Below are 20,030 nucleotides of genomic sequence, written 5' to 3'. Positions count from 1 at the left end.
ATGCTATTTACATCAAAATTTGTGTTAGCATGCCTGCACTTTTCTTGGTGGAAAAACCTGTGAATCCCGCTTTAATCATCTCTGTTTTCATTGTCGCAAGCTGTGGTTTGGCCTATGAGCTCATCATGGCTGCTTTGGCCAGCTATTTGTTAGGCGATTCTATCTTACAATTTTCCACCATCATCGGCCTGTATTTGTTCTCAATGGGCATCGGTTCGCATTTAACCCGCTACATCTCAGACGAGCATGCTCTCACCCGTTTTATTGAAACCGAAATGCTTGTCGGCATCATCGGCGGCATATCGGCTTTGGCACTGTTTGTTTTGTTTGGTTTTTCTGCCGCGCCATTTCGCATCATTTTATATGGTTTAGTCATTATTGTTGGTACGGTTGTGGGTATGGAAATTCCTTTGGTGATGCGGGTTTTACATCAACATCAAGCCGAATTCAAAGAAATTGTCAGTCGTGTACTGACGTTTGATTACATGGGCGCCTTGGCGGTGTCTTTGTTATTTCCATTGATTTTGGCACCCAAATTAGGCATGGCTCGCAGCGCTTTGTTGTTTGGTATTTTGAATGTGGGCGTGGCTTTAATCACTGCCAAAATTTTCAAACACGAATTACCATCTTATAAAAGCCTGCGTTTTCGTGGCAACATCATCATGTTGGTTTTATTGTGTTGTTTTTGGTATGCAGACCAAATCACTTACAAAGCCGAACAAAGCTATTTTGGCGACCCAATTGTCTATTCCAGCGCCTCACCTTACCAGCGTTTGGTGGTCACACGTTGGCACAATGACACGCGCTTGTTCATCAACGGCAATTTGCAATTTTCGTCGATTGACGAAGCCCGTTACCACGAAGCCTTGGTTTTGCCGATTATGGAACAAAAAAACACCGTGAAAGATGTATTGATTTTGGGTGGTGGCGATGGTTTTGCGGCACGCGAAGTGTTGAAATACCCACAAGTCAATCACATTACCTTGGTCGATTTGGATCCTGAAATGACCAAGCTGTTTCGCACTTCTTCTGCCTTGACCCAACTCAATGCCAACGCCTTAAACCATCCCAAAGTCACCATCGTCAACAACGATGCGGCCAAATGGCTAGAACAAGCCACCCAAACTTTTGATGCGATTATCATCGATTTGCCTGATCCATCCAATTTTTCATTGGGCAAATTGTATTCTGTACCGATGTATCGCATGGTCAAACGCCATCTCAACCCAAACGGCAATGTCGTGGTGCAATCGACTTCGCCTTATTTTGCGCCACAAGCGTTTTGGTGCATCGTCACCACCTTGGAAGCGGCAGGCTTAAGAACTTTGCCTTACCATGCTTATGTGCCTTCTTTTGGTGAATGGGGTTTTGTGATGGCATCGCTACAGGACGAGTTCCACATCCCCAAAACCTATCAAGTACCTACACAATTTTTAGATGCACAAACCACAGCACAAATGTTTTCATTTCCCAAAGACATGCCTCGCTTGAACGTGGAAGCCAATCATTTGAACACGCAACGTTTGGTCGAATATTTTGAATCCGATTGGCGAGCTGCAACACGATGATGAAACTCAGCCGCCGCCGTTTTTTAGGACATGTATTGGGTGCAGGCTTGCTTGGTGCTACTGGTTTGGGCTCTTACCGTCGGTTCAATCCTCAAACGCCACCCATTAGCATTGATTATCCCGGCATGGCTTTGGGGCATGCCATGCGCGACGCCATGCATGCATTGCCTCAAAACATCCCTGTCAAACAGGTTAAAGCGGTGATTGTTGGTAGCGGCGGTGCGGGTTTGTCGGCGGCGTGGCAATTTGCCAAACATGGCATGCACGATTATGTTTTACTCGATGGTCCTGAACGCAATGGCAACAATCGTGGCGAACATCATGGCGAGGTGTATTATCCAACGGGGGCGCATTATCTGCCTTTGCCTTCGCTCGAATCGACTCATATCGAAGAATTGCTACGCGACTTAAAGGTTTTTCAGGACGGTCAATACGATGAAAAAGCTTTGGTGCATGCGCCAACCGAGCGTTTGTATTTTGATGAACATTGGCAAAACACCATTGCGCCACACAAAAACGCTCAAAGCGAACGTTTTTTTGAACACATGCATCGCTTGAGTTTGCAACATGGTACGGACAACAAACGTGTGTTTGCCATGCCACTTGCCGCCTCTAGCTTGGATCAAACATGGCGCCAACTCGACCAAATGGTTTTTGCCACTTGGCTCAAGCAAGAACATTATGACGATGAAAGTTTGCTGTGGTATGCCGATTATTGTTGTCGCGATGATTATGGACAAGGCATACACCAAGTGTCGGCTTGGGCAGGCTTGCATTATTTTTGCGCGCGCACCCGTTTGGACGATGAACACGAACACAGCCACCAAGTATTGACTTGGTCTGATGGTTTGAACCATTTGAGCGAGCGCATACGCCAATATTGTCGCTTACAAACTTATCCCGATATTGCTGCTTACAGGACGCCTCAGCATCAAGCCGTGTCTTTGAATGCCAGTGCCATGAAGATTGAAGAAACCAAAGATGGCGTGAAAGTATTGGTCTACGATGGACAACAAGGTTGGTTGTATTTGCACGCTCAAACGGTGATTTGTGCCATGCCGTTGTACATTGCCGCGCGCGTGGTGAATGGTATTTCTCAATACGGATTTAATCCACGCGAACACATGCCTGAATATGCGCCGTGGTTGGTGAGCAATTTTATTTTTAAAGGCATGCCTGCTGAATACAGTGGTACGCCTTTGGCTTGGGACAATGTCGCCTATCAAGGGCAAGGTTTGGGCTATGTCGTGTCCACACATCAAGAATTGTGGCGAGGTCAACCGCCGTATACTTCATTCACCGCATACAATGCGCTCAATCATGACACACCTGCCAATGTTCGCCATTGGCTCATCAACAGCCGTCCTGAAACCATTTACCAACATGCCGCTGCCGAATTAGAAAGCATTTATGGTGTCGACATCCGCCGCCAAATGGTACAAGCACGCATCACCGTACGAGGGCATGCCATGGCAGTACCGACACCAGATTATTTGAGCAACACAGGTTTACAAGCCTTGCAAAAGCATACAGGACGCTTGCAGTTTGCTCACAGTGATTTGTCTGGTTATTCAGTTTTTGAAGAAGCATGTTGGTGGGGCAAACAAAAAGCTTTGCTTGCATTGGAACAATGGTTGTAAAACATGGCCTTACGATAACGAGCTGATGGTTATCATGCTTTTAAAATAAGGACTTATCATGTTGAAACTCTCTTTTTTAGTCTGCTGTGCAGTCTTGTCCATCAGCGCCTGTGGCCATCAAACCAAAGACACCGAATCGGCTGATCTGACTCAAGTCATACAAAATCAAACCAGCCACAGCAACAATTACGATCAAGAAATTGACACCACTCTCAAACACATGCAAGCACAACTGCCTTATCAAGCGGGCAACTTTATGGAAATATCCTCGCTAAAACGCACAGGTAAAGACATTCATTACAATTTCACCATTTTAAGCGAAGCCATCACGCCACAAATATTAAGCTTAGACAGCAACAAACAAGCCGCCATACAGCAATTGTGCGCTGAAAAAGACACCAAGAAATTTTTAGCAGCAGGTTACAAAATGCATTTTAATTATATATTTCGCAATCAAGAAACCATCACTTTGACAGTCAATCAATCCTCTTGCCATGCATAAACAAGCGTCCTGTAAACCTTACAGGACGCTTACAATAAGACTTAACGAATGTCTTTTAAATATTGTTCTAAATGTGACTTTTCAAGCTCACCAACCGATTGAGCAAGCAATTGACCTTTGGCATTCAAAAAATACGTGCTTGGCAAAGCTTGATAACCCAAAGCCTCTTGGGTCAATAAATTTTCATCTTGCCACACATTTTTTAAGTTCAACTGTTCTTGCGCCAAATAGCGTTCAATGGCATCGACTTTTTCACCTTGATTGATCAACACAAAAGTCACATCGGGATTTTGTTGTTGCGCCTCTTGCAATAAAGGCATTTCACGACGACAAGGCGCACACCACGTGGCCCATACATTGATCACGACTGGCTTGCCTTGCAAAGATTGCAACGTCACATATTGACCATCCAAATCTTGTACCTTGAGCTGTGGCGTGACTTTAGGCTCACCACAAGCACTTAAAACCATCACCATTGCCGCCACACACACTGCCATTAACTTCATTGTCCAACCACTTTCATATTGATTTTTGTATTTTTAATATCGCTGAATGTACACGTTATAATATTGAATTATAGTATTTTTACCCAACTTTATTTAGATGCTCATTAATGTCGCGTATAATAGCATTAAATAAATTTGCTGTTTTTAAAGAGGATATGCGCATGAAACAATTGATTTTAGCGGCATCTTTATTGGCGTTAAGCACCTTAGCCATCGCCAATCCCAACAGCCCTGCCAACCGCTGTAAACGCTATGCTCATGCCAATTCATTTCAATTAACCATCAGCCAATTGTGTGGTGGCACAGCAAGCCAAACCTATCAAGATGTCATCAATGACCAATCTTGTGAAGCAGCTTTAGGCAGCAAAGAAGCCATTCAAGAACAGCAAAATTTACAAAGCAATGAATTGAAAAACGAGTATCAGCGTATTGGCGCACAACAATTTTGTTCTAAATATGCCAATCGCCGTTAACTTGATCATTGATTAACCATCATTTTTAACCATCGAGACATCCATGAAAGCTTTATTTAGCGCGATTTTAACTGTAGCAGTGATTGGTAGCAGTCAAATGGCAATGGCCAATTGCCAAGACATCGCTCGTGATTTATACACCGCTCAAGGCTATCAACAACGTTGTGCTTACCAATTAAAACAAACCAAAGTTTTGTCTGACAAACTCAAACAAGAATGTGCTCAAAATTTGAGTGGCGCCGACAAAAACAAACTGCTCAACGAAGCCAATCAGCAATTAGACCAAGTATTCAAAGGTTCTAAAAAAGACAGCTGCGAAGCAGGTCAAAAGAAATACAATTAAGCCCCCATCCATACATATTATCAAGCGTCCTGTAAACTTTACAGGACGCTTTTCATTGTACGCAAAACCGGTTTAGGCAGTTTGAATCAGTTTTCATCGTGTTGCACTCAAAAAGATTAATTTTAATCAGCCATGTCAATATCAAGAAACCATCAGCAAACATGACACTCAAATGTTTGTCTTTCAAATCACATTGCTTAAAATAGGTATTTGAAATGATGGTGAATCAATGAAAGGAATGAACATGCTTTATTTGTACTCAAAAGCCTTATTGTTAAGCCTGATTGTCATGGCTTTAAGTGCATGTCAAAGCCATGTTGCGCCCGATGCCAAACAACAAGTTGTCAAAACAGAAGAAAAAACATTGGCGTATTTTCAGAAAAATGGTCAATACTCCGCCCAAAACAACCAAGCGGCTTTTCGACGCACCCTGTATGGCAAAACTGCCCAGCATTATTGGGTGGTGCAAGACTTCTACCAACACACTCACACACCGCAAACCAATGCTTTTATCATTTTTGATGAACGTGGACTATACGAATGGGATACATTGCCTTTTATCGATGGCACTGTGGTTTTTTATTTTCCTGATGGCAGCAAAAAATCCACGGTGCATCTGCAAAAAGGACAAGCCATTGGCACCAAAGAAACGTATTACGCCAGCGGTGAAGTGTTTAAAAAACAATTTTTCAACGCACAACACGAAGCCACTCACGAAGATTATTTGTTGCCCGATGGTCGCATTTTGATGCGTCTAAATGCAGATGCAACCAATAAAGAGGGTTTTACCTATCAAGTTTATGATGAGCAAGGGCAGGCATACATTCCAACACCTGAAACCAAGGAATTGTTTTTACACGCCATTACCCATATCCAACAAGCTGAAATCGCTTTGCAACAAAAGCAAGAGGCTTTATCTGATTAACAAAATTCATTCAAAAGCGTCCTGTAATATTACAGGACGCTTTCATATATCCCCATCAAGAAGACAATTTCATCAAAACCAAACCACTGACTATCAAGACAGCAGCCAACACACGCATCATACTCAAGTGTTCGCCTAAGAACAAAATGCCAACAATGAAAGCCCCCACCGCACCGATGCCTGTCCAAATGGTATAAGCCGTTCCCAATGGCAAGGTTTTCATCGAGGCAGACAGCAAAGCAAAGCTGGCAATCATCGCCACAATCGTCAACACGCTCGGCCACAAACGACTAAAACCATCTGAATATTTCATCGATGTCGCCCATACCACTTCTAGCAAGCCTGCGATAAGCAAAAAAAGCCACGCCATTTTTAACGACCTTTCCGTTTTTTCATGATGGTATTTATTGGCTGATAGATTCCAAAGTGCGTCCCTTGGTTTCTTCGCCTAACACAGCCACTACCACCGCTACTGCAAACAAAACACCTGTAAACATCATAAACACATTGCTAAAACCATTGGGTGATACCATCATGCTGGTGACAACCATAGGCGCTAAAATACCGCCCATCCGCCCCACAGCCGAAGCCCAACCCGAGCCGAAAGCACGAATATTGGTTGGATATTGTTCTGGCGTATAGGTATACAGGACGCCCCAAGCACCCAAATTAAAGAAAGACAACAAGCAACCCCAAGTGATGATAGCCGCTTCAGAATTGGCACTGCTGAAGAAAAATGTACACACCGCACACGCTGCCATAAATGCCGCCAACGTGGTTTTACGACCCCATTTTTCGACCAACCAAGCTGCCACGACATAGCCTGGCAATTGTGCCAAAATCAAAATCAAAGTGTATTCAAATGATTGCACAATCGAATAGCCTTTTTGCACCAACAAGCTCGGCAACCATGTGAAAATACCGTAATAAGAGTAAACGATACCAAACCAAATTAACCACAACATCAAAGTACGACGAGCAAAGATTTTAGACCACAATTGCCCAAAACTGATATTCTTTTTTTCAGCCACAGGCGCAATTTCAATTGTCTTCACGACCTCAACGCCTGCTTCTTTTTCCAATTTGGATACAATTGCGTGCGCTTCTTCCAAGCGTCCTTTATGGATTAAATACGGAATGGATTCAGGCACCAATTTCCACAATACCAACACATACAACACAGGCAATCCACCGACCAAAAAAGCCGTGTGCCAATCGTGATTGGGAATGATGAAATAAGCAATCAAAGCCGCCACCAACCAACCTAAGCCCCAAAAGCTTTCCAACAATACAATGAAGCGTCCTCGTACATGCGCAGGAACGTATTCGCTGACCAAAGTCACCGCCACAGGCAATTGCCCACCCAAACCAATGCCCACAATAAAACGAAACACCAATAACCACGTTAGATTCGGTGCCAAACCACACAAAGCGGTGGCCACCGAATAAACCACCAAAGTCCCTGCAAATACGGTTTTTCGCCCTACTTTATCGGCAATGGCACCGGCAATCACTGCCCCCAAAGCCATGCCAATAAAACCCACGCTGACAATCCAACCTTTGTCGCTTGGTGCCAACTGCCAATCTTCTGCCAAACGTGTCATGATAAAAGCAATCAAGCCTGTATCCATCGCATCGAACATCCAACCCAAGCCGACTACCACCAACAAACGGTAATGAAACTTTCCTATGGGTAGCCTTTGTACCCGTGAGACCAAATCCATGTTTGTCCTTTTCCCTTCTTCAAACCATCAAAAATAGGATGTGATTGCGCCTACCGCCTCACATCCTAATTTGTACAAACCGCCTGATTCTCTATTGTATTTGGGCTATTACCACCACGCTTTCAATAGACTCTTGGGGTTTGCTAACATTTTGAATCAATCATTCACTTATTCACAGGCATTTTACCGCGCGCCAAAGCCCGTTCTTTCAAAATATTCGGTTTGAAACGGTACATTTGTGCAGGACGACCACGGTCTTGCATGATGCTTTCGCCTGTTGGCTCAACCAAATCTTGGTGTTGAATCAAGCGGCGGAAATTAGGCTTGTGCAACAATAAGCCCGCCAAAGCCTCAATGCTTTGTTGCAATTGCAACAAGGTAAATGTTGGTGGCATCAAATCGAAAATCAACGGACGGTATTTGATTTTCGCACGCAAACGACTCAAAGCTGTTGCCAAAATACGGCGATGATCGCCTTGCATGCTTTGCCCTGTAAATGGGATTTCTTCGCCTTGAAATTGTGGTGATTCTGGTAATAAGCCAATTTCATACATCAATTCATAGCGTTGCAAAGCCAATTCTTCCGACCAATTCCACTCACCACGCCCCCAATACATGTCCACACGCTGTTGGCGAAATTGGCGGCTGCTTTCGTCTTCGGCAGCTTCTATCCACGCATCCAACGCCGCAACAATATGGCTACAACGCGCTTCATTTTCACGGCTGCGTCTATCTTCCCATGGAAAAAAAACATACCAATCAAACCATTTGGCTTCCAAACTTAAGCTGCTGGCATCCATTTCCTTCACCAGACCCAAATAGCTGACCATCAAACAATATTGCCCCGCCTCCAAACCACGTGCCGTATCGACAAATGTGTACAACTGTTCCACGTAATCCAAAGGTTGCGCCGTTTGTTCTTCTACCCAAACTTTCACCCCTTTTTGTAAAGAACGGTGCAAAGGTGACAAAGGTCCTGATGGCAAATGATTGCCATGATTGGTTGTCAACACCCGTGCTTGTCCATTGGTTACAGCGACCAAAATAGCCACCAATTCGGTTGCCGCAGATTGATCATCGTCTTTGCAGTGTATTTCTTGATTGTCTAGCGTATTCATTACGTCCCATCAGTCTTGAAAAAAAGCATGTCGGTATTGACAGTGATATGTCAATTTTTGATTTTTAATTAAAATAACATATTTATAAATGAATTTATACTCAATGAAAAATATTTTTGCAGCGCAACATTTAAATCTTTTCAGGACGCTTGCAATGATTGTTTCCACAAACGCAAACCAATCCATGCCAACACCACAAACACCATATATTGCAAAGCAGTAATGCCATAACCTTTGTAAAACATCAATGGCACCATCACCACATTGGCTATGGTCCACAAATACCAATGATTGATGCGTCGCTGCGCTTGCAACCACATCGCCACAAAACACGTTGCTGCAATAGATGCATCTAAAAAATCGATGCCACCCAAATGGTGTATGCTATGTTGATTCATGTCCCACACAGAAAATCCACTTTCTATCCATGGTCTGAAATAATAAATAGCCAACACAAACAAGAAACTACACAACCAAATCACGCCACCAATGCCCGCATCTTTGAAATTAGCCCATTGCACCGCCACATGAACATGGTCTTGCTCACTGTGTTGGCGCCATAAAATCCAACCATAAACCGACATGGCGGTGTAATAAGCATTGATAAGAGCTTCTCCATACAAACCCCATTTGAAAAACAAATAACTGTATAAAATGGTCGATACCAAACCAACAGGATAAACCCAAATATGGCGTCTTTGCGCCAGTAATACCGATACCACGCCAAACACCGCCGCCAACGCTTCTACCGAAATTTCAATACGACTGTAAGTTTGATAAGGCGCCCACAAAAAAGCCAACCATTCATTCATGCTATCTTTCCTTTAACCATTGAAAAAAGCGTCCTGTAAACTTTTACAGGACGCTTGTGATGATTCAAATCAGTTCAACACTTATTTTTGCAAACGGGCGTGCAATTCTTGAACGCTGTACACATCGGTATCATTCAAAGATTTCACACCTTCACTCATCGCTTCACCACCTGCAATCGTCGTATACAAAGGAATACGATTGTTCAAAGCGGTGCGACGAATAGAATGGCTGTCTTGAATCGATTGTGCCTCGTGAGAAACGGTGTTCACAACGACCGCAATGTCGCCATTTTTAATCATGTCAACAATGTGCGGGCGACCTTCCAAGACTTTGTTCACCACTTGCACGATGAAACCTTTTTCTTTCAAATAAGCCGCTGTACCACGTGTGGCACACAAACCATAACCCAATTCTTGGAAATTGCGTGCGGTTTTTTCCACGTATTGTTTGTCTTGCTCACGCACAGACAAGAATACTTTGCCCACAGTTGGAATGCGCTCACCAGCACCCAATTGTGCTTTCAAATACGCCTCAGAGAAATCCACACCCACGCCCATCACTTCGCCTGTTGAGCGCATTTCAGGACCTAAAATGGTGTCGACACCCGGGAATTTGATGAATGGGAAGACTGCTTCTTTCACGCTGTAATAGTCAGGAATCACTTCTGTGGTGGCTTCTTGCTCATTCAAAGTAATGCCAGCCATCGCGCGCGCTGCAATTTTTGCCAATGGCACGCCTGTTGCCTTACTCACAAACGGCACAGTACGAGAAGCACGAGGATTCACTTCCAACACATACACCACGCCATCTTGAACCGCAAACTGCACGTTCATCAAACCAACCACATTCAAAGCCTTAGCCATTTCTTTGGTTTGGCGACGAATTTCGTCTTGAATGTCTTGTGGCAATGAGTAAGGTGGAATCGAGCAACCTGAGTCACCAGAGTGCACGCCTGCTTGTTCGATGTGTTGCATGATGCCACCGATAACCACTTGTTCACCGTCAGAAATACAATCCACATCCACTTCAATAGCATTGTTCAAGAAGAAATCCAACAACACTGGGCTGTCATTAGACACGCTCACCGCTTCGCGCATGTAGCGGCCTAATTCATCAGCATTGCTCACCACTTGCATCGCGCGACCACCCAATACATACGATGGACGCACGACCAATGGATAACCAATTTCTTCAGCCAACACAATCGCTTCTTCGTTGGTACGTGCCGTGCGGTTATCAGGTTGACGCAAACCCAAATCTTTCAAGATTTGTTGGAAACGTTCACGGTCTTCGGCAGCATCAATGCTGTCAGCAGATGTACCAATGATGTTCACGCCGTTTTCAACCAAAGCGTTCGCCAATTTCAATGGTGTTTGGCCACCGTAATGTACAATCAAACCATAAGGTTGTTCGACTTTCACAATTTCCAACACGTCTTCCAAAGTCAACGGTTCGAAATACAAGCGGTCTGAAGTATCAAAGTCAGTTGAAACCGTTTCAGGGTTACAGTTAACCATGATGGTTTCAAAACCGCTTTCACGCAAAGCCAAAGCCGCATGCACACAGCAGTAGTCAAACTCAATGCCTTGACCAATACGGTTAGGACCACCGCCCAAAATCATGATTTTTTTGCGGTCGCTTGGATTGGCTTCACACTCTTCTTCGTAAGTTGAGTACATGTAAGCGGTATCGGTTGCAAACTCAGCAGCACATGTGTCCACACGTTTGTACACAGGGTACAATTTCAAACCATGACGGTGTTCACGCACAGCTGTTTCAGACACGTTCAACAATTGTGACAAACGTTGGTCTGAGAAGCCTTTGCGTTTCAAGCGACGCAAGTTAGCATAATCCAAGTCTTGCAAAGAACCTGCCGCCACTTTGTTTTCTTCTTCAATCAAATCACGCAATTGCGCCAAGAACCAAGGGTCGATTTTGCTGATTTCGAAAATTTCTTCCAAGCTCATGCCAATACGGAATGCGTCAGCCACAAACAAAATGCGCTCAGGACCAGGCACCGCAACTTCGCGCATGATTTCTGCTTTGTCAGTCGAACGAGGATTGAAACCACACAAACCTGTTTCCAAACCACGCAATGCTTTTTGCATCGATTCTTGAATCGTGCGACCCATCGCCATCACTTCGCCCACAGATTTCATTTGTGTGGTCAAACGGTCATCGGCTGCTGGGAATTTTTCAAATGCAAAACGAGGGATTTTGGTCACAACATAGTCGATTGATGGTTCAAAAGACGCAGGCGTACGGCCGCCTGTAATGTCGTTGCTCAATTCATCCAAAGTAAAACCTACTGCCAATTTGGCAGCGACTTTGGCAATTGGGAAACCTGTGGCTTTAGACGCCAAAGCAGATGAACGTGACACGCGTGGGTTCATCTCGATGACAATCATTTCGCCTGTTTCAGGATTGGTTGCAAACTGTACGTTTGAGCCACCTGTATCCACACCGATTTCACGCAATACCGCCAAAGAAGCGTTACGCATGATTTGGTATTCTTTATCAGTCAAAGTTTGCGCTGGCGCAACAGTAATCGAGTCACCTGTATGCACGCCACAAGGGTCGAAGTTTTCGATAGAACAAATGATGATGCAGTTGTCCGCTTTGTCGCGTACCACTTCCATCTCGTATTCTTTCCAACCCAAAATCGATTGTTCAATCAACAATTCGTGCGTTGGAGACGCATCAAAACCACGCTCACAAATTTCCAAAAATTCTTCTTTGTTGTAAGCAATACCGCCACCCGAACCACCCATGGTGAACGATGGACGAATCAAAGTAGGATAAGCCACTTCTGCTTGCGCTGCCAATGCCGCTTCCATGGTGTGACACACAAAAGATTTAGGACATTTTAAGCCAATTTTTTCCATCGCCAATTTGAAGCGACCACGGTCTTCGGCTTTGTCGATGGCATCTTCTGTTGCGCCAATCAATTCCACATTGTATTTCGCCAACACGCCATTGCGAGCCAAATCCAAAGCACAGTTCAATGCTGTTTGACCGCCCATTGTTGGCAAAATCGCATCAGGACGCTCTTTGGCAATGATTTGCTCAACCGTTTGCCAACGAATCGGCTCGATGTAAGTCACATCAGCCATTTCAGGATCGGTCATGATGGTCGCTGGATTAGAATTCACCAACACCACTTTATAACCTTCTTCACGCAAAGCTTTACATGCTTGTGCGCCAGAATAGTCAAACTCACACGCTTGACCAATCACAATTGGACCTGCGCCAATGATCAAAATGGTTTTTATATCGGTACGTTTAGGCATAGTAATCTCTTATCATCTTTCAGGACGCTTCAAGCGTCCTGTACATTTTCAAAATCTCATTAAGCAATTGTGGCAGTCCACAATTTCACTGCGAAACTCATAAACAAAGCACCTACCGATGCCAATCCTGCTGCGGCCACTTTTTGACGGCTGCGGAACCAACGCACCAAATGCGCACCCGCAAAAATCAAGACTGTCAAATAAGTCAAACTCACGATTTGTAAAATCGAAGCCAACACCGCAAAACTCACCACGGGATGTGGATAATTAGGGTCAACAAACTGCACGAAAAAAGAAATGAAAAACAAAATCGCTTTGGGATTCAGCAAACTCAAAATCAAAGCACGACCAAAGACATTCGGTGAAGACAAAGCAGGCTCAATAGGCTCGTCCAGTTGCTTGGCAGGTTTCATCCAACCTTTTACAGCACCAATCATCATGCGAATGCTCAGATAAGCTAGGTAAGCACCACCAACATATTTCACCACATTGAACACAGCAGGATATTGCACCATCACAGATGCAGCACCCAAAGCTGCCAATGTCATCAACACCAAATCGCCCAAAAAGACCGCAGCAATCGCTTGATAACCTTTGGCAACACCGTATTGTGCGCCCACAGTCAAACAAAACATGGAATTGGGGCCAGGTAGCAAAATAATTGCAATCACACCCAAGACATAAGTCGGTAAATCCACCACACCCAACATCTCAATAATCCTCGTTTTTAGTCTGTGGCACGCTCATACTGCCGTGACCGACAATGATGGTTTCGCCGCCGACGTGAATACAATTGGCCTCATCTGTGCGCAAGAACAAGCGATTGGGGCGACCTAGATAATCGCCTTGCAACACATTCCAATTCACATCATTCAAGCCTTGCATCAAACACCAAGTACCCAAATTGGCACAAGCTGTACCTGCTCCAATGTTTTCTATCAATTGGTTTTTGGTCACACTGAAAAAACGCACTCTGACATAACGGTTTTTCTCGTGCCACAAATACACCGCTACACGTTTGCCTTGTTGTGCAAACCAAGTGGACAATTTCTCAACATCAGGTTTCAGACCGTCTAAAACTGCCGTTTGACTCACTTCCAATAAAAGCTGTTCGCTGCCTGTATTGACCCAACATGGGCTGCTAGATAAAGCCAATTCATCCATGCCCAATGCCGCTAGCAATTCAGGAATTGCCTGCGTTTGCACTTCATCACAACTGCCTTGCGCACACGTAAAGGTATAACGCATTTTATGACGTTCAATTTGCACCAACCCTGCTTCGGTTTCAAACTGAAATTGAGCGGGCAGGCGCTTGAGCTGATCCAAAACCCGTGCAGCGCCAATCACAGGGTGTCCTGCAAATGGCAATTCGCAATCTGGCGTAAAAATACGCAATTTGGCAGCAGCAGAAGTGCTGTTAAAAGCAAACACTGTGGCAGCCAAATTCGTTTGCTTGGCCAAAGCTTGCATGTCCATATCGCTCACCCCATCGGCATGTGGAAAGACCGCCAAGGGGTTGCCTGCAAAATGGTTGGGTGCAAACACATTCACCAACACAAAAGCATAATCACTTAAAGCCAATAACGCAGACACCGTATTCATGGTTACAGGACGCTCTTATCTTATTTCGCAGCCATAGCTGCAATAAAACGGTCAAACAAATAAGCCACATCATGTGGACCTGGACTAGCCTCTGGGTGACCTTGGAAAGAGAATGCCTCTTGATTGGTCAATTCAATACCTTGTACTGAACCATCAAACAACGAGCGATGCGTCACACGCACATTGGCAGGCAAACTAGATTCATCCACTTCAAAACCATGGTTCTGACTGGTAATCATCACTTTACCAGCATCAATGTCTTGTACTGGATGGTTAGCACCATGATGACCGAAAGCCATTTTGCGTGTTTTGGCACCAACTGCCAAACCCAATAATTGGTGACCCAAACAAATGCCAAATACAGGTTTTTGAGTCGCCAAAATTTCTTGAATCGCCGCAATCGCATAATCACATGGCTCAGGGTCGCCTGGACCATTAGATAAGAACACGCCATCTGGATTCAAATCCAACACATCTTTGGCAGGCGTTTGTGCAGGCACCACAGTCAAACGACAACCACGCTCAGCCAACATACGCAGAATATTGGTTTTCACACCAAAATCATACGCCACCACATGGTAAGGCTGGCTTTCAGGCTGGGTGAAGCCTTGTTCCAAAGTCCATTCGCCTTGTGTCCATTCGTATGATTGGTTACAAGTGACTTCTTTAGCCAAATCTTTGCCCGCCATAGAGCCGAATGATTTTGCCAATTCCAACGCTTTGGCTTCATCCAAATCATGACCCGTCATGATACAGCCCGCTTGTGCGCCTTTATCACGCAAAATACGCGTCAAACGACGCGTGTCAATATCAGCAATTGCGACGGTTTTATTCGCAATTAAATAGTCTTGTAAATTGATTTCTGAGCGAAAATTACTGGCCACAATAGGCAAATCACGAATAATCAAACCAGCTGCATACACTTCTTTAGATTCAGTGTCTTCATTGTTGCAACCAGTATTGCCAATGTGTGGATAGGTCAAAGTGACCATTTGTTTGGTATAGGATGGGTCAGTTAAAATTTCTTGATAGCCGGTCATAGCAGTATTGAATACCACCTCACCTACAGTACTACCTTCATAGCCAATCGATTGACCATGAAAAGTACTACCGTCAGCCAAAACCAAAATTGCAGCGGTCGTTGTCATGTTTGATTCCATTCTTATTCATCACAAACACATAATATATTGTTTGTATTGTATTCTTTTGAAGCAAGGCAAACTGAGGCTAAAAAAAAACACGCCCCACAATTGTTCAAAAATTGTGTTACGTGCTTTTTTGGCATGGTCGACATGCCTTAGAAGCAAGCTATTTTACTGAATTTACAGATTTTAAGCAATCAAAAAGCCACCCTATTTTCAAGGTGGCTTTTTTTGCCGCAGCGTTAGAAGATTTCACGCCATGATAAACGCTTGTATTTCAAGTTACTTGGTGGAACTGCCAATGGATTCAAATCAAGTACATGTAATTGACCATCTGAACCAATCACAATATACAACACTCGACCATCTTCTGTTTGGATCATCGTGCCAACAGGTCCTAACATTTCGCCTAATTGAAAAAATCCACCTACCGCATCATTCTCATCCACAACACCATCGCGATTCACGTCAAACAATGGCTCTTCATATTGTGCACCACTGCGCACATCAGCGCCCAATAAGAACGTGGTACTGGTCACCAAACAGTTGGCAGCAGGCATTGGTGTAAAGACATTAAAGAACACAGCTCGTTTGCTTTGAACATTGGCTTGATCGACAATCATTTGCCCTTGTCTTAAAGTGATTCTCCAACCTAAATGATGGCCTTCTAAAGCATTGCTCGACAATAACCACAAATCATTACGTCCTGCTACAGGTGTCGTATCAATGGTTTGATTCAATAACTGGGTATCAGGGTTGGTAATCGCTTCACCAGTATCAAAAATACCATATGCGTAATTCTGCGAACTCAAATTAAAGTCAGTTTCATCCAAATAGCGTCCTGTACCAAAAAATACAGTCAAACGACCACGGGTGACTTGTACAAATGGCGTAGCCGTAATACCCGTACCTGGGTTATTGGCATCACTATTAGGAACACTGAACAATGGCAAACCGTTAAATGCTTTGACCCAACTGTTATCTGCCGTCAAATTTACCTTCCATAATTTACCATCCAAATCACCCACATACACAGCATCCGCAATCCCATTGTTATCAGCATCATAGACAAATGGCGAACCGACACCTCCAGTACCTAAAGCAATTTTTTGATAATTTACGCCCTCTACCCAAGAGCCGGTTTTATTCACATCTAACACATACAAATAACCATTGTTACTGTTGCCATTATAACCACTCGTCACCACAACCACAGGTTTACCGCTGCGATCTTTGGTCAAAACAGGCTTACCTATAAAGTGACCAAAATCACTGTCATGGGTTGCACTGAATTCCCACAAAGTATTATTGGCACCTGGATTAGATAAATTGGTGACATCTAATGCATAAATCGAACGACCACCACGGCCAGTAGAACCGACAACCACACTGCGCGCACCACCGTCACCAGAGGCATAACATACCTCAGCATAAGTACTCAAACCATCATTGATATATTGGTGTTGATAACCATTTGTTGCATATGCATTTAATTTTGACAATGCTGTTGATGGAATATAAGCATAAATTTCACGACCATCAGCATCTAGCATATGGTACATGCCATCATTAGATGCGAAACCATACATACCTGTACGAGCCAATGTCGCAGTATCCGCATAGGTACAGCCCGTTGGTGCGGCTTTAGGTGTTGGAATAGATACCACTTGTGAATTCACCACTGTACCCAATTTATCACCACTTCGCGGGCGTAATTGACCAACAGCACTGCCTTCATTAGTAGTTTCACCTCGCATATAGCCAATCAAATTAGCCGCATTGGTTGTATTTAACTGCGTATTGAATTGGCCTGCATTGGCAATGGTAAATTCATAAACACCACTACCATTATTGGCAAAGATGCGACGATTGTTATTATCCCTCAATAAACTATTGGCGCTCCATTCAGTAGCATTATTCCCTTCCAACGAACCATTACCACCTCTCATCAATTGAAAACCAACTACATCACCAGACCAATTACTGTCTTTATATGACGCACGCACAACGCGATCATTGTCAATATCAAACAAATCAGCACCCACACTGGTAGCAACACCGGTTTGCGATGCATCTTCCGAGCCTTGAACAGAATTAAATGCTTTTTGCAAAGCCTCCACCATCGAATCTGGGTCATTGGCTAATGCAAAGTTTTTTGGTGTTCCCCAGGTATATTGAGAAATACTCAAATCTCCCGGCGGCGTATCATTCGTCCACTCAGTCAAACGATCTCGATTGGGAACTTTATCGCCATTTTGATCTGTAAATCCACCGTATTTACCTGCCAAATAATAAGAATTTCGAATCCATTGCGGACCATTACCATTCTCAGCCTTATAAGATCCATTCTCCAAAACGTCAATCATAAAGGTTTTTAAATTTAATGGCTTACGCAAATTGCTTAATAAATCAGGCCGCACATTTTCGGTATTGGCCCAATAAGCCAAAGCAGGCAAACCAGCACCACTGTTTGAGGAACCCATGCCCGTATTATAAGCATTGTCCATAAATGTAGCATTTGCCGCAGCCCCAATGTAAGCCAACTCAGCCTTCTTCAACTTGTCGATAAACTCGGGAGTAGGAATATCATCATCTGTTGGTGAATTAGTTTGACCCATACCAGGCAAATCCCTATCAGCATGTGTATTGGTATCACCAATCACCATAATGGTATTAGGGCTACAAACGGTATCAGGATTCAATGTTCCATTGGCATTTTTAAACGGATCGTTACTTGGACCAAAAAAATCAATGACTGGGAAATTGTCTTTTTGCTGCTTGGTTAAATTATTAGGTAACCATGCTGTACTGCGCGTGTTTCCACCAACATAGCCTTTATTACGGATATAACGCAAAACCGTATAATACAGTTCGGCCACAGGGTCATTGGTCTTATAGCCATTTTCATCACCAAATTTGTTCAGATAATTGATAGAACCACTATTGGTCACCTCAGCACCAAAGCTGTCTGCGCTTGGAAAAGGATTAATCACAAATTGCCCTGTATTTTGATTGTATTCATTCACAATCGAAGCCAATTTAGAACGCAATACACCACCATTAATATTATTGCCGGCAATATTCAAATAACCGAAAGAGGCAAAATTCATCTTATCACGGTAGTTTTGCATCAAACCTTCAGGCTTAGAGCGTCCTGAAGCAGCATAAGCAACACAATTGTTTTCTAATAAACTCGGCTTACAAACTTGTACCACCACTGGAAGATTCGTAATGCGACTCACCACTGCATTATTTTGACCCAAATGCTTTACAGTCACATAAAAATCTTTGCTGTCAAAAATAACGGTTCGCAAACTACTTGCCTGACCACCGCTCAAATTATAAATCACATCATGTGGCACCAAACGCTTCATTTGATCACGCCCAACTACTACACGACGATCAGGAAATTTGCCATAGCCACCTGAATTTCGATTTTGACCATCGTAAACTCTGGCGCGACGCAAATAAGTCAAAGCATTGGTATCACCATCTTCATATGCTGAATTACTGGTACCCACACCTAATGCTCTATTACCACCTGTCATTTCAGATCGGTAAACATCCAATGCCGACATGGTTGCCCAGTTTAAAACATTGCCGCTGTATTCATTAGTAGTCGAACCTTGATTACACTCATAAATGCCACTTTTCAATACAGCCAAGCCTTTGGGCTCAAAATAACGACCCGTATTTGTTCCTGATACAACATAGCATTTGGCTGGATCAAAATACCCCCGATATCGGGTCGTTAACTCTACTGGATCCAATTGATTATCATTATAAGCAGCACCCGCCGTTGGGAATTCCACCGACAGTGCCAAGAAAATATTAGACTTGGATTCCATAGTAATACCAGATAATGGCTGATTACCTATAGAAACACTGGTAGCGGCATAGGCCATATTGATTGTTAAAACACTCCCCACAATCGGAACCATTAATAACACATTTTTCTTTATGTTAGCCATAACACACCACCCCTAATAATAATTCTTCCATTATAAGAATTATATGCTTACTACATCAATTAAAATTAATACCCATTTTAATGGTATGTAATTAAGGCTTTACGGCAACTTAATATTAAGGCTTATAAACCAACAAGCGTCCTGTAAAGTTTACAGGACGCTTGTTTATATGAATGTGTATTATATTTAAAGCTATCTTTAAGAATGAATAAAGCCCTGATGCGTTTGCATCAGGGCTTTAGAATGGGGCGTTTGACGATGACCTACTTTCACATGGGTAATCCACACTATCATCGGCGCTAAGTCGTTTCACGGTCCTGTTCGGGATGGGAAGGCGTGGGACCAACTCGCTATGGTCGTCAAACATAAACTTTAAAATCAGAAAGCCGTCTGTATTACAGAGCTTTGAAATA

16 protein-coding genes and 1 rRNA gene are annotated in these 20,030 nt (G+C 43.6%); 6 read left to right on the top strand and 11 right to left on the bottom strand.

The features are described from left to right. Nucleotides 1–29: 29 nt before the first annotated feature. Genes ADP71_RS00085 through ADP71_RS00075 form a run of 3 tightly spaced genes read left to right on the top strand, consistent with a single transcriptional unit; the run spans nt 30 to nt 3,710 of the window. Entirely contained in the window at nt 30–1,568 is a 1,539-nt protein-coding gene (locus ADP71_RS00085; RefSeq protein WP_019958201.1) for a polyamine aminopropyltransferase, read from the top strand. Then, nucleotides 1,565–3,208, top strand: a complete 1,644-nt coding sequence (locus tag ADP71_RS00080; protein WP_019958200.1) for an FAD-dependent oxidoreductase — start codon at nt 1,565–1,567, stop codon at nt 3,206–3,208. Before ADP71_RS00085 ends, ADP71_RS00080 begins: the two co-directional genes overlap by 4 nt. A gap of 58 nt (nt 3,209–3,266) precedes the next feature. Next, on the top strand, nt 3,267–3,710 hold the full coding sequence (locus tag ADP71_RS00075; protein WP_019958199.1) for a hypothetical protein: 444 nt from the start codon (nt 3,267–3,269) through the stop codon (nt 3,708–3,710). A 41-nt stretch (nt 3,711–3,751) separates the two neighbouring features. On the opposite strand, the gene ADP71_RS00070 is transcribed toward ADP71_RS00075, so the two are convergent. After that, a complete protein-coding gene (locus tag ADP71_RS00070; protein ID WP_081619554.1) occupies nt 3,752–4,216 on the bottom strand; it encodes a TlpA family protein disulfide reductase in 465 nt (154 codons plus the stop codon). Between the two features lie 161 nt (nt 4,217–4,377). Here ADP71_RS00070 and ADP71_RS00065 point away from each other — a divergent pair, with 161 nt between their 5' ends. The 3 genes from ADP71_RS00065 (at nt 4,378) to ADP71_RS00055 (ending at nt 5,957) form a co-directional block, all read left to right on the top strand. Then, nucleotides 4,378–4,689: a hypothetical protein gene (locus tag ADP71_RS00065; RefSeq protein WP_019958197.1), complete on the top strand. Its 312-nt coding sequence runs from the start codon at nt 4,378–4,380 to the stop codon at nt 4,687–4,689. Between the two features lie 43 nt (nt 4,690–4,732). After that, nucleotides 4,733–5,032 (top strand): hypothetical protein, encoded by a 300-nt coding sequence (locus ADP71_RS00060; RefSeq protein ID WP_019958196.1) that lies wholly within the window; start codon nt 4,733–4,735, stop codon nt 5,030–5,032. Between the two features lie 244 nt (nt 5,033–5,276). Beyond that, nucleotides 5,277–5,957 carry a hypothetical protein gene (locus tag ADP71_RS00055; RefSeq protein ID WP_026353526.1) on the top strand — a complete coding sequence of 227 codons (681 nt, stop codon included), beginning with the start codon at nt 5,277–5,279 and terminating at the stop codon, nt 5,955–5,957. Nucleotides 5,958–6,012: 55 nt separating this feature from the next. Here the strand turns inward: ADP71_RS00055 and sugE are convergent, their stop codons facing one another. The 10 genes from sugE to rrf form a co-directional block, all read right to left on the bottom strand. Then, the gene (gene sugE / locus ADP71_RS00050; RefSeq protein WP_104931206.1) at nt 6,013–6,327 is read right to left on the bottom strand and encodes a quaternary ammonium compound efflux SMR transporter SugE; all 315 of its coding nucleotides are present in this window, start codon (nt 6,325–6,327) and stop codon (nt 6,013–6,015) included. 34 nt (nt 6,328–6,361) lie between these two features. Next, a complete protein-coding gene (niaP, locus tag ADP71_RS00045) occupies nt 6,362–7,681 on the bottom strand; it encodes a niacin transporter NiaP (RefSeq protein WP_026353525.1) in 1,320 nt (439 codons plus the stop codon). A gap of 164 nt (nt 7,682–7,845) precedes the next feature. Beyond that, nucleotides 7,846–8,799 carry an NUDIX hydrolase gene (locus tag ADP71_RS00040; protein WP_019958192.1) on the bottom strand — a complete coding sequence of 318 codons (954 nt, stop codon included), beginning with the start codon at nt 8,797–8,799 and terminating at the stop codon, nt 7,846–7,848. Nucleotides 8,800–8,939: 140 nt separating this feature from the next. Next, a complete protein-coding gene (pnuC, locus tag ADP71_RS00035) occupies nt 8,940–9,611 on the bottom strand; it encodes a nicotinamide riboside transporter PnuC (protein ID WP_019958191.1) in 672 nt (223 codons plus the stop codon). Nucleotides 9,612–9,692: 81 nt separating this feature from the next. Then, entirely contained in the window at nt 9,693–12,902 is a 3,210-nt protein-coding gene (gene carB / locus ADP71_RS00030) for a carbamoyl-phosphate synthase large subunit (protein WP_019958190.1), read from the bottom strand. Between the two features lie 59 nt (nt 12,903–12,961). Continuing rightward, nucleotides 12,962–13,612 (bottom strand): leucine efflux protein LeuE, encoded by a 651-nt coding sequence (gene leuE / locus ADP71_RS00025; RefSeq protein ID WP_019958189.1) that lies wholly within the window; start codon nt 13,610–13,612, stop codon nt 12,962–12,964. Nucleotide 13,613: 1 nt separating this feature from the next. Next, a complete protein-coding gene (locus tag ADP71_RS00020) occupies nt 13,614–14,504 on the bottom strand; it encodes a PhzF family phenazine biosynthesis protein (RefSeq protein ID WP_019958188.1) in 891 nt (296 codons plus the stop codon). Between the two features lie 20 nt (nt 14,505–14,524). Continuing rightward, the gene (gene carA, locus ADP71_RS00015) at nt 14,525–15,652 is read right to left on the bottom strand and encodes a glutamine-hydrolyzing carbamoyl-phosphate synthase small subunit (RefSeq protein ID WP_104931204.1); all 1,128 of its coding nucleotides are present in this window, start codon (nt 15,650–15,652) and stop codon (nt 14,525–14,527) included. A gap of 236 nt (nt 15,653–15,888) precedes the next feature. Continuing rightward, nucleotides 15,889–19,617, bottom strand: a complete 3,729-nt coding sequence (locus tag ADP71_RS00010) for a pilus assembly protein (protein WP_171460793.1) — start codon at nt 19,615–19,617, stop codon at nt 15,889–15,891. A 250-nt stretch (nt 19,618–19,867) separates the two neighbouring features. After that, nucleotides 19,868–19,981, bottom strand: a 5S ribosomal RNA gene (gene rrf, locus ADP71_RS00005). Between the last annotated feature and the right edge of the window lie 49 nt (nt 19,982–20,030).

It is taken from the genome of Vitreoscilla sp. C1 (assembly GCF_002951955.2).
In the GTDB taxonomy this organism is placed as follows: Bacteria; Pseudomonadota; Gammaproteobacteria; order Burkholderiales; family Neisseriaceae; genus Vitreoscilla; species Vitreoscilla stercoraria.
Note: the sequence above shows the minus strand (reverse complement) of the source record. Positions and strands in the feature narration are given on the sequence as shown.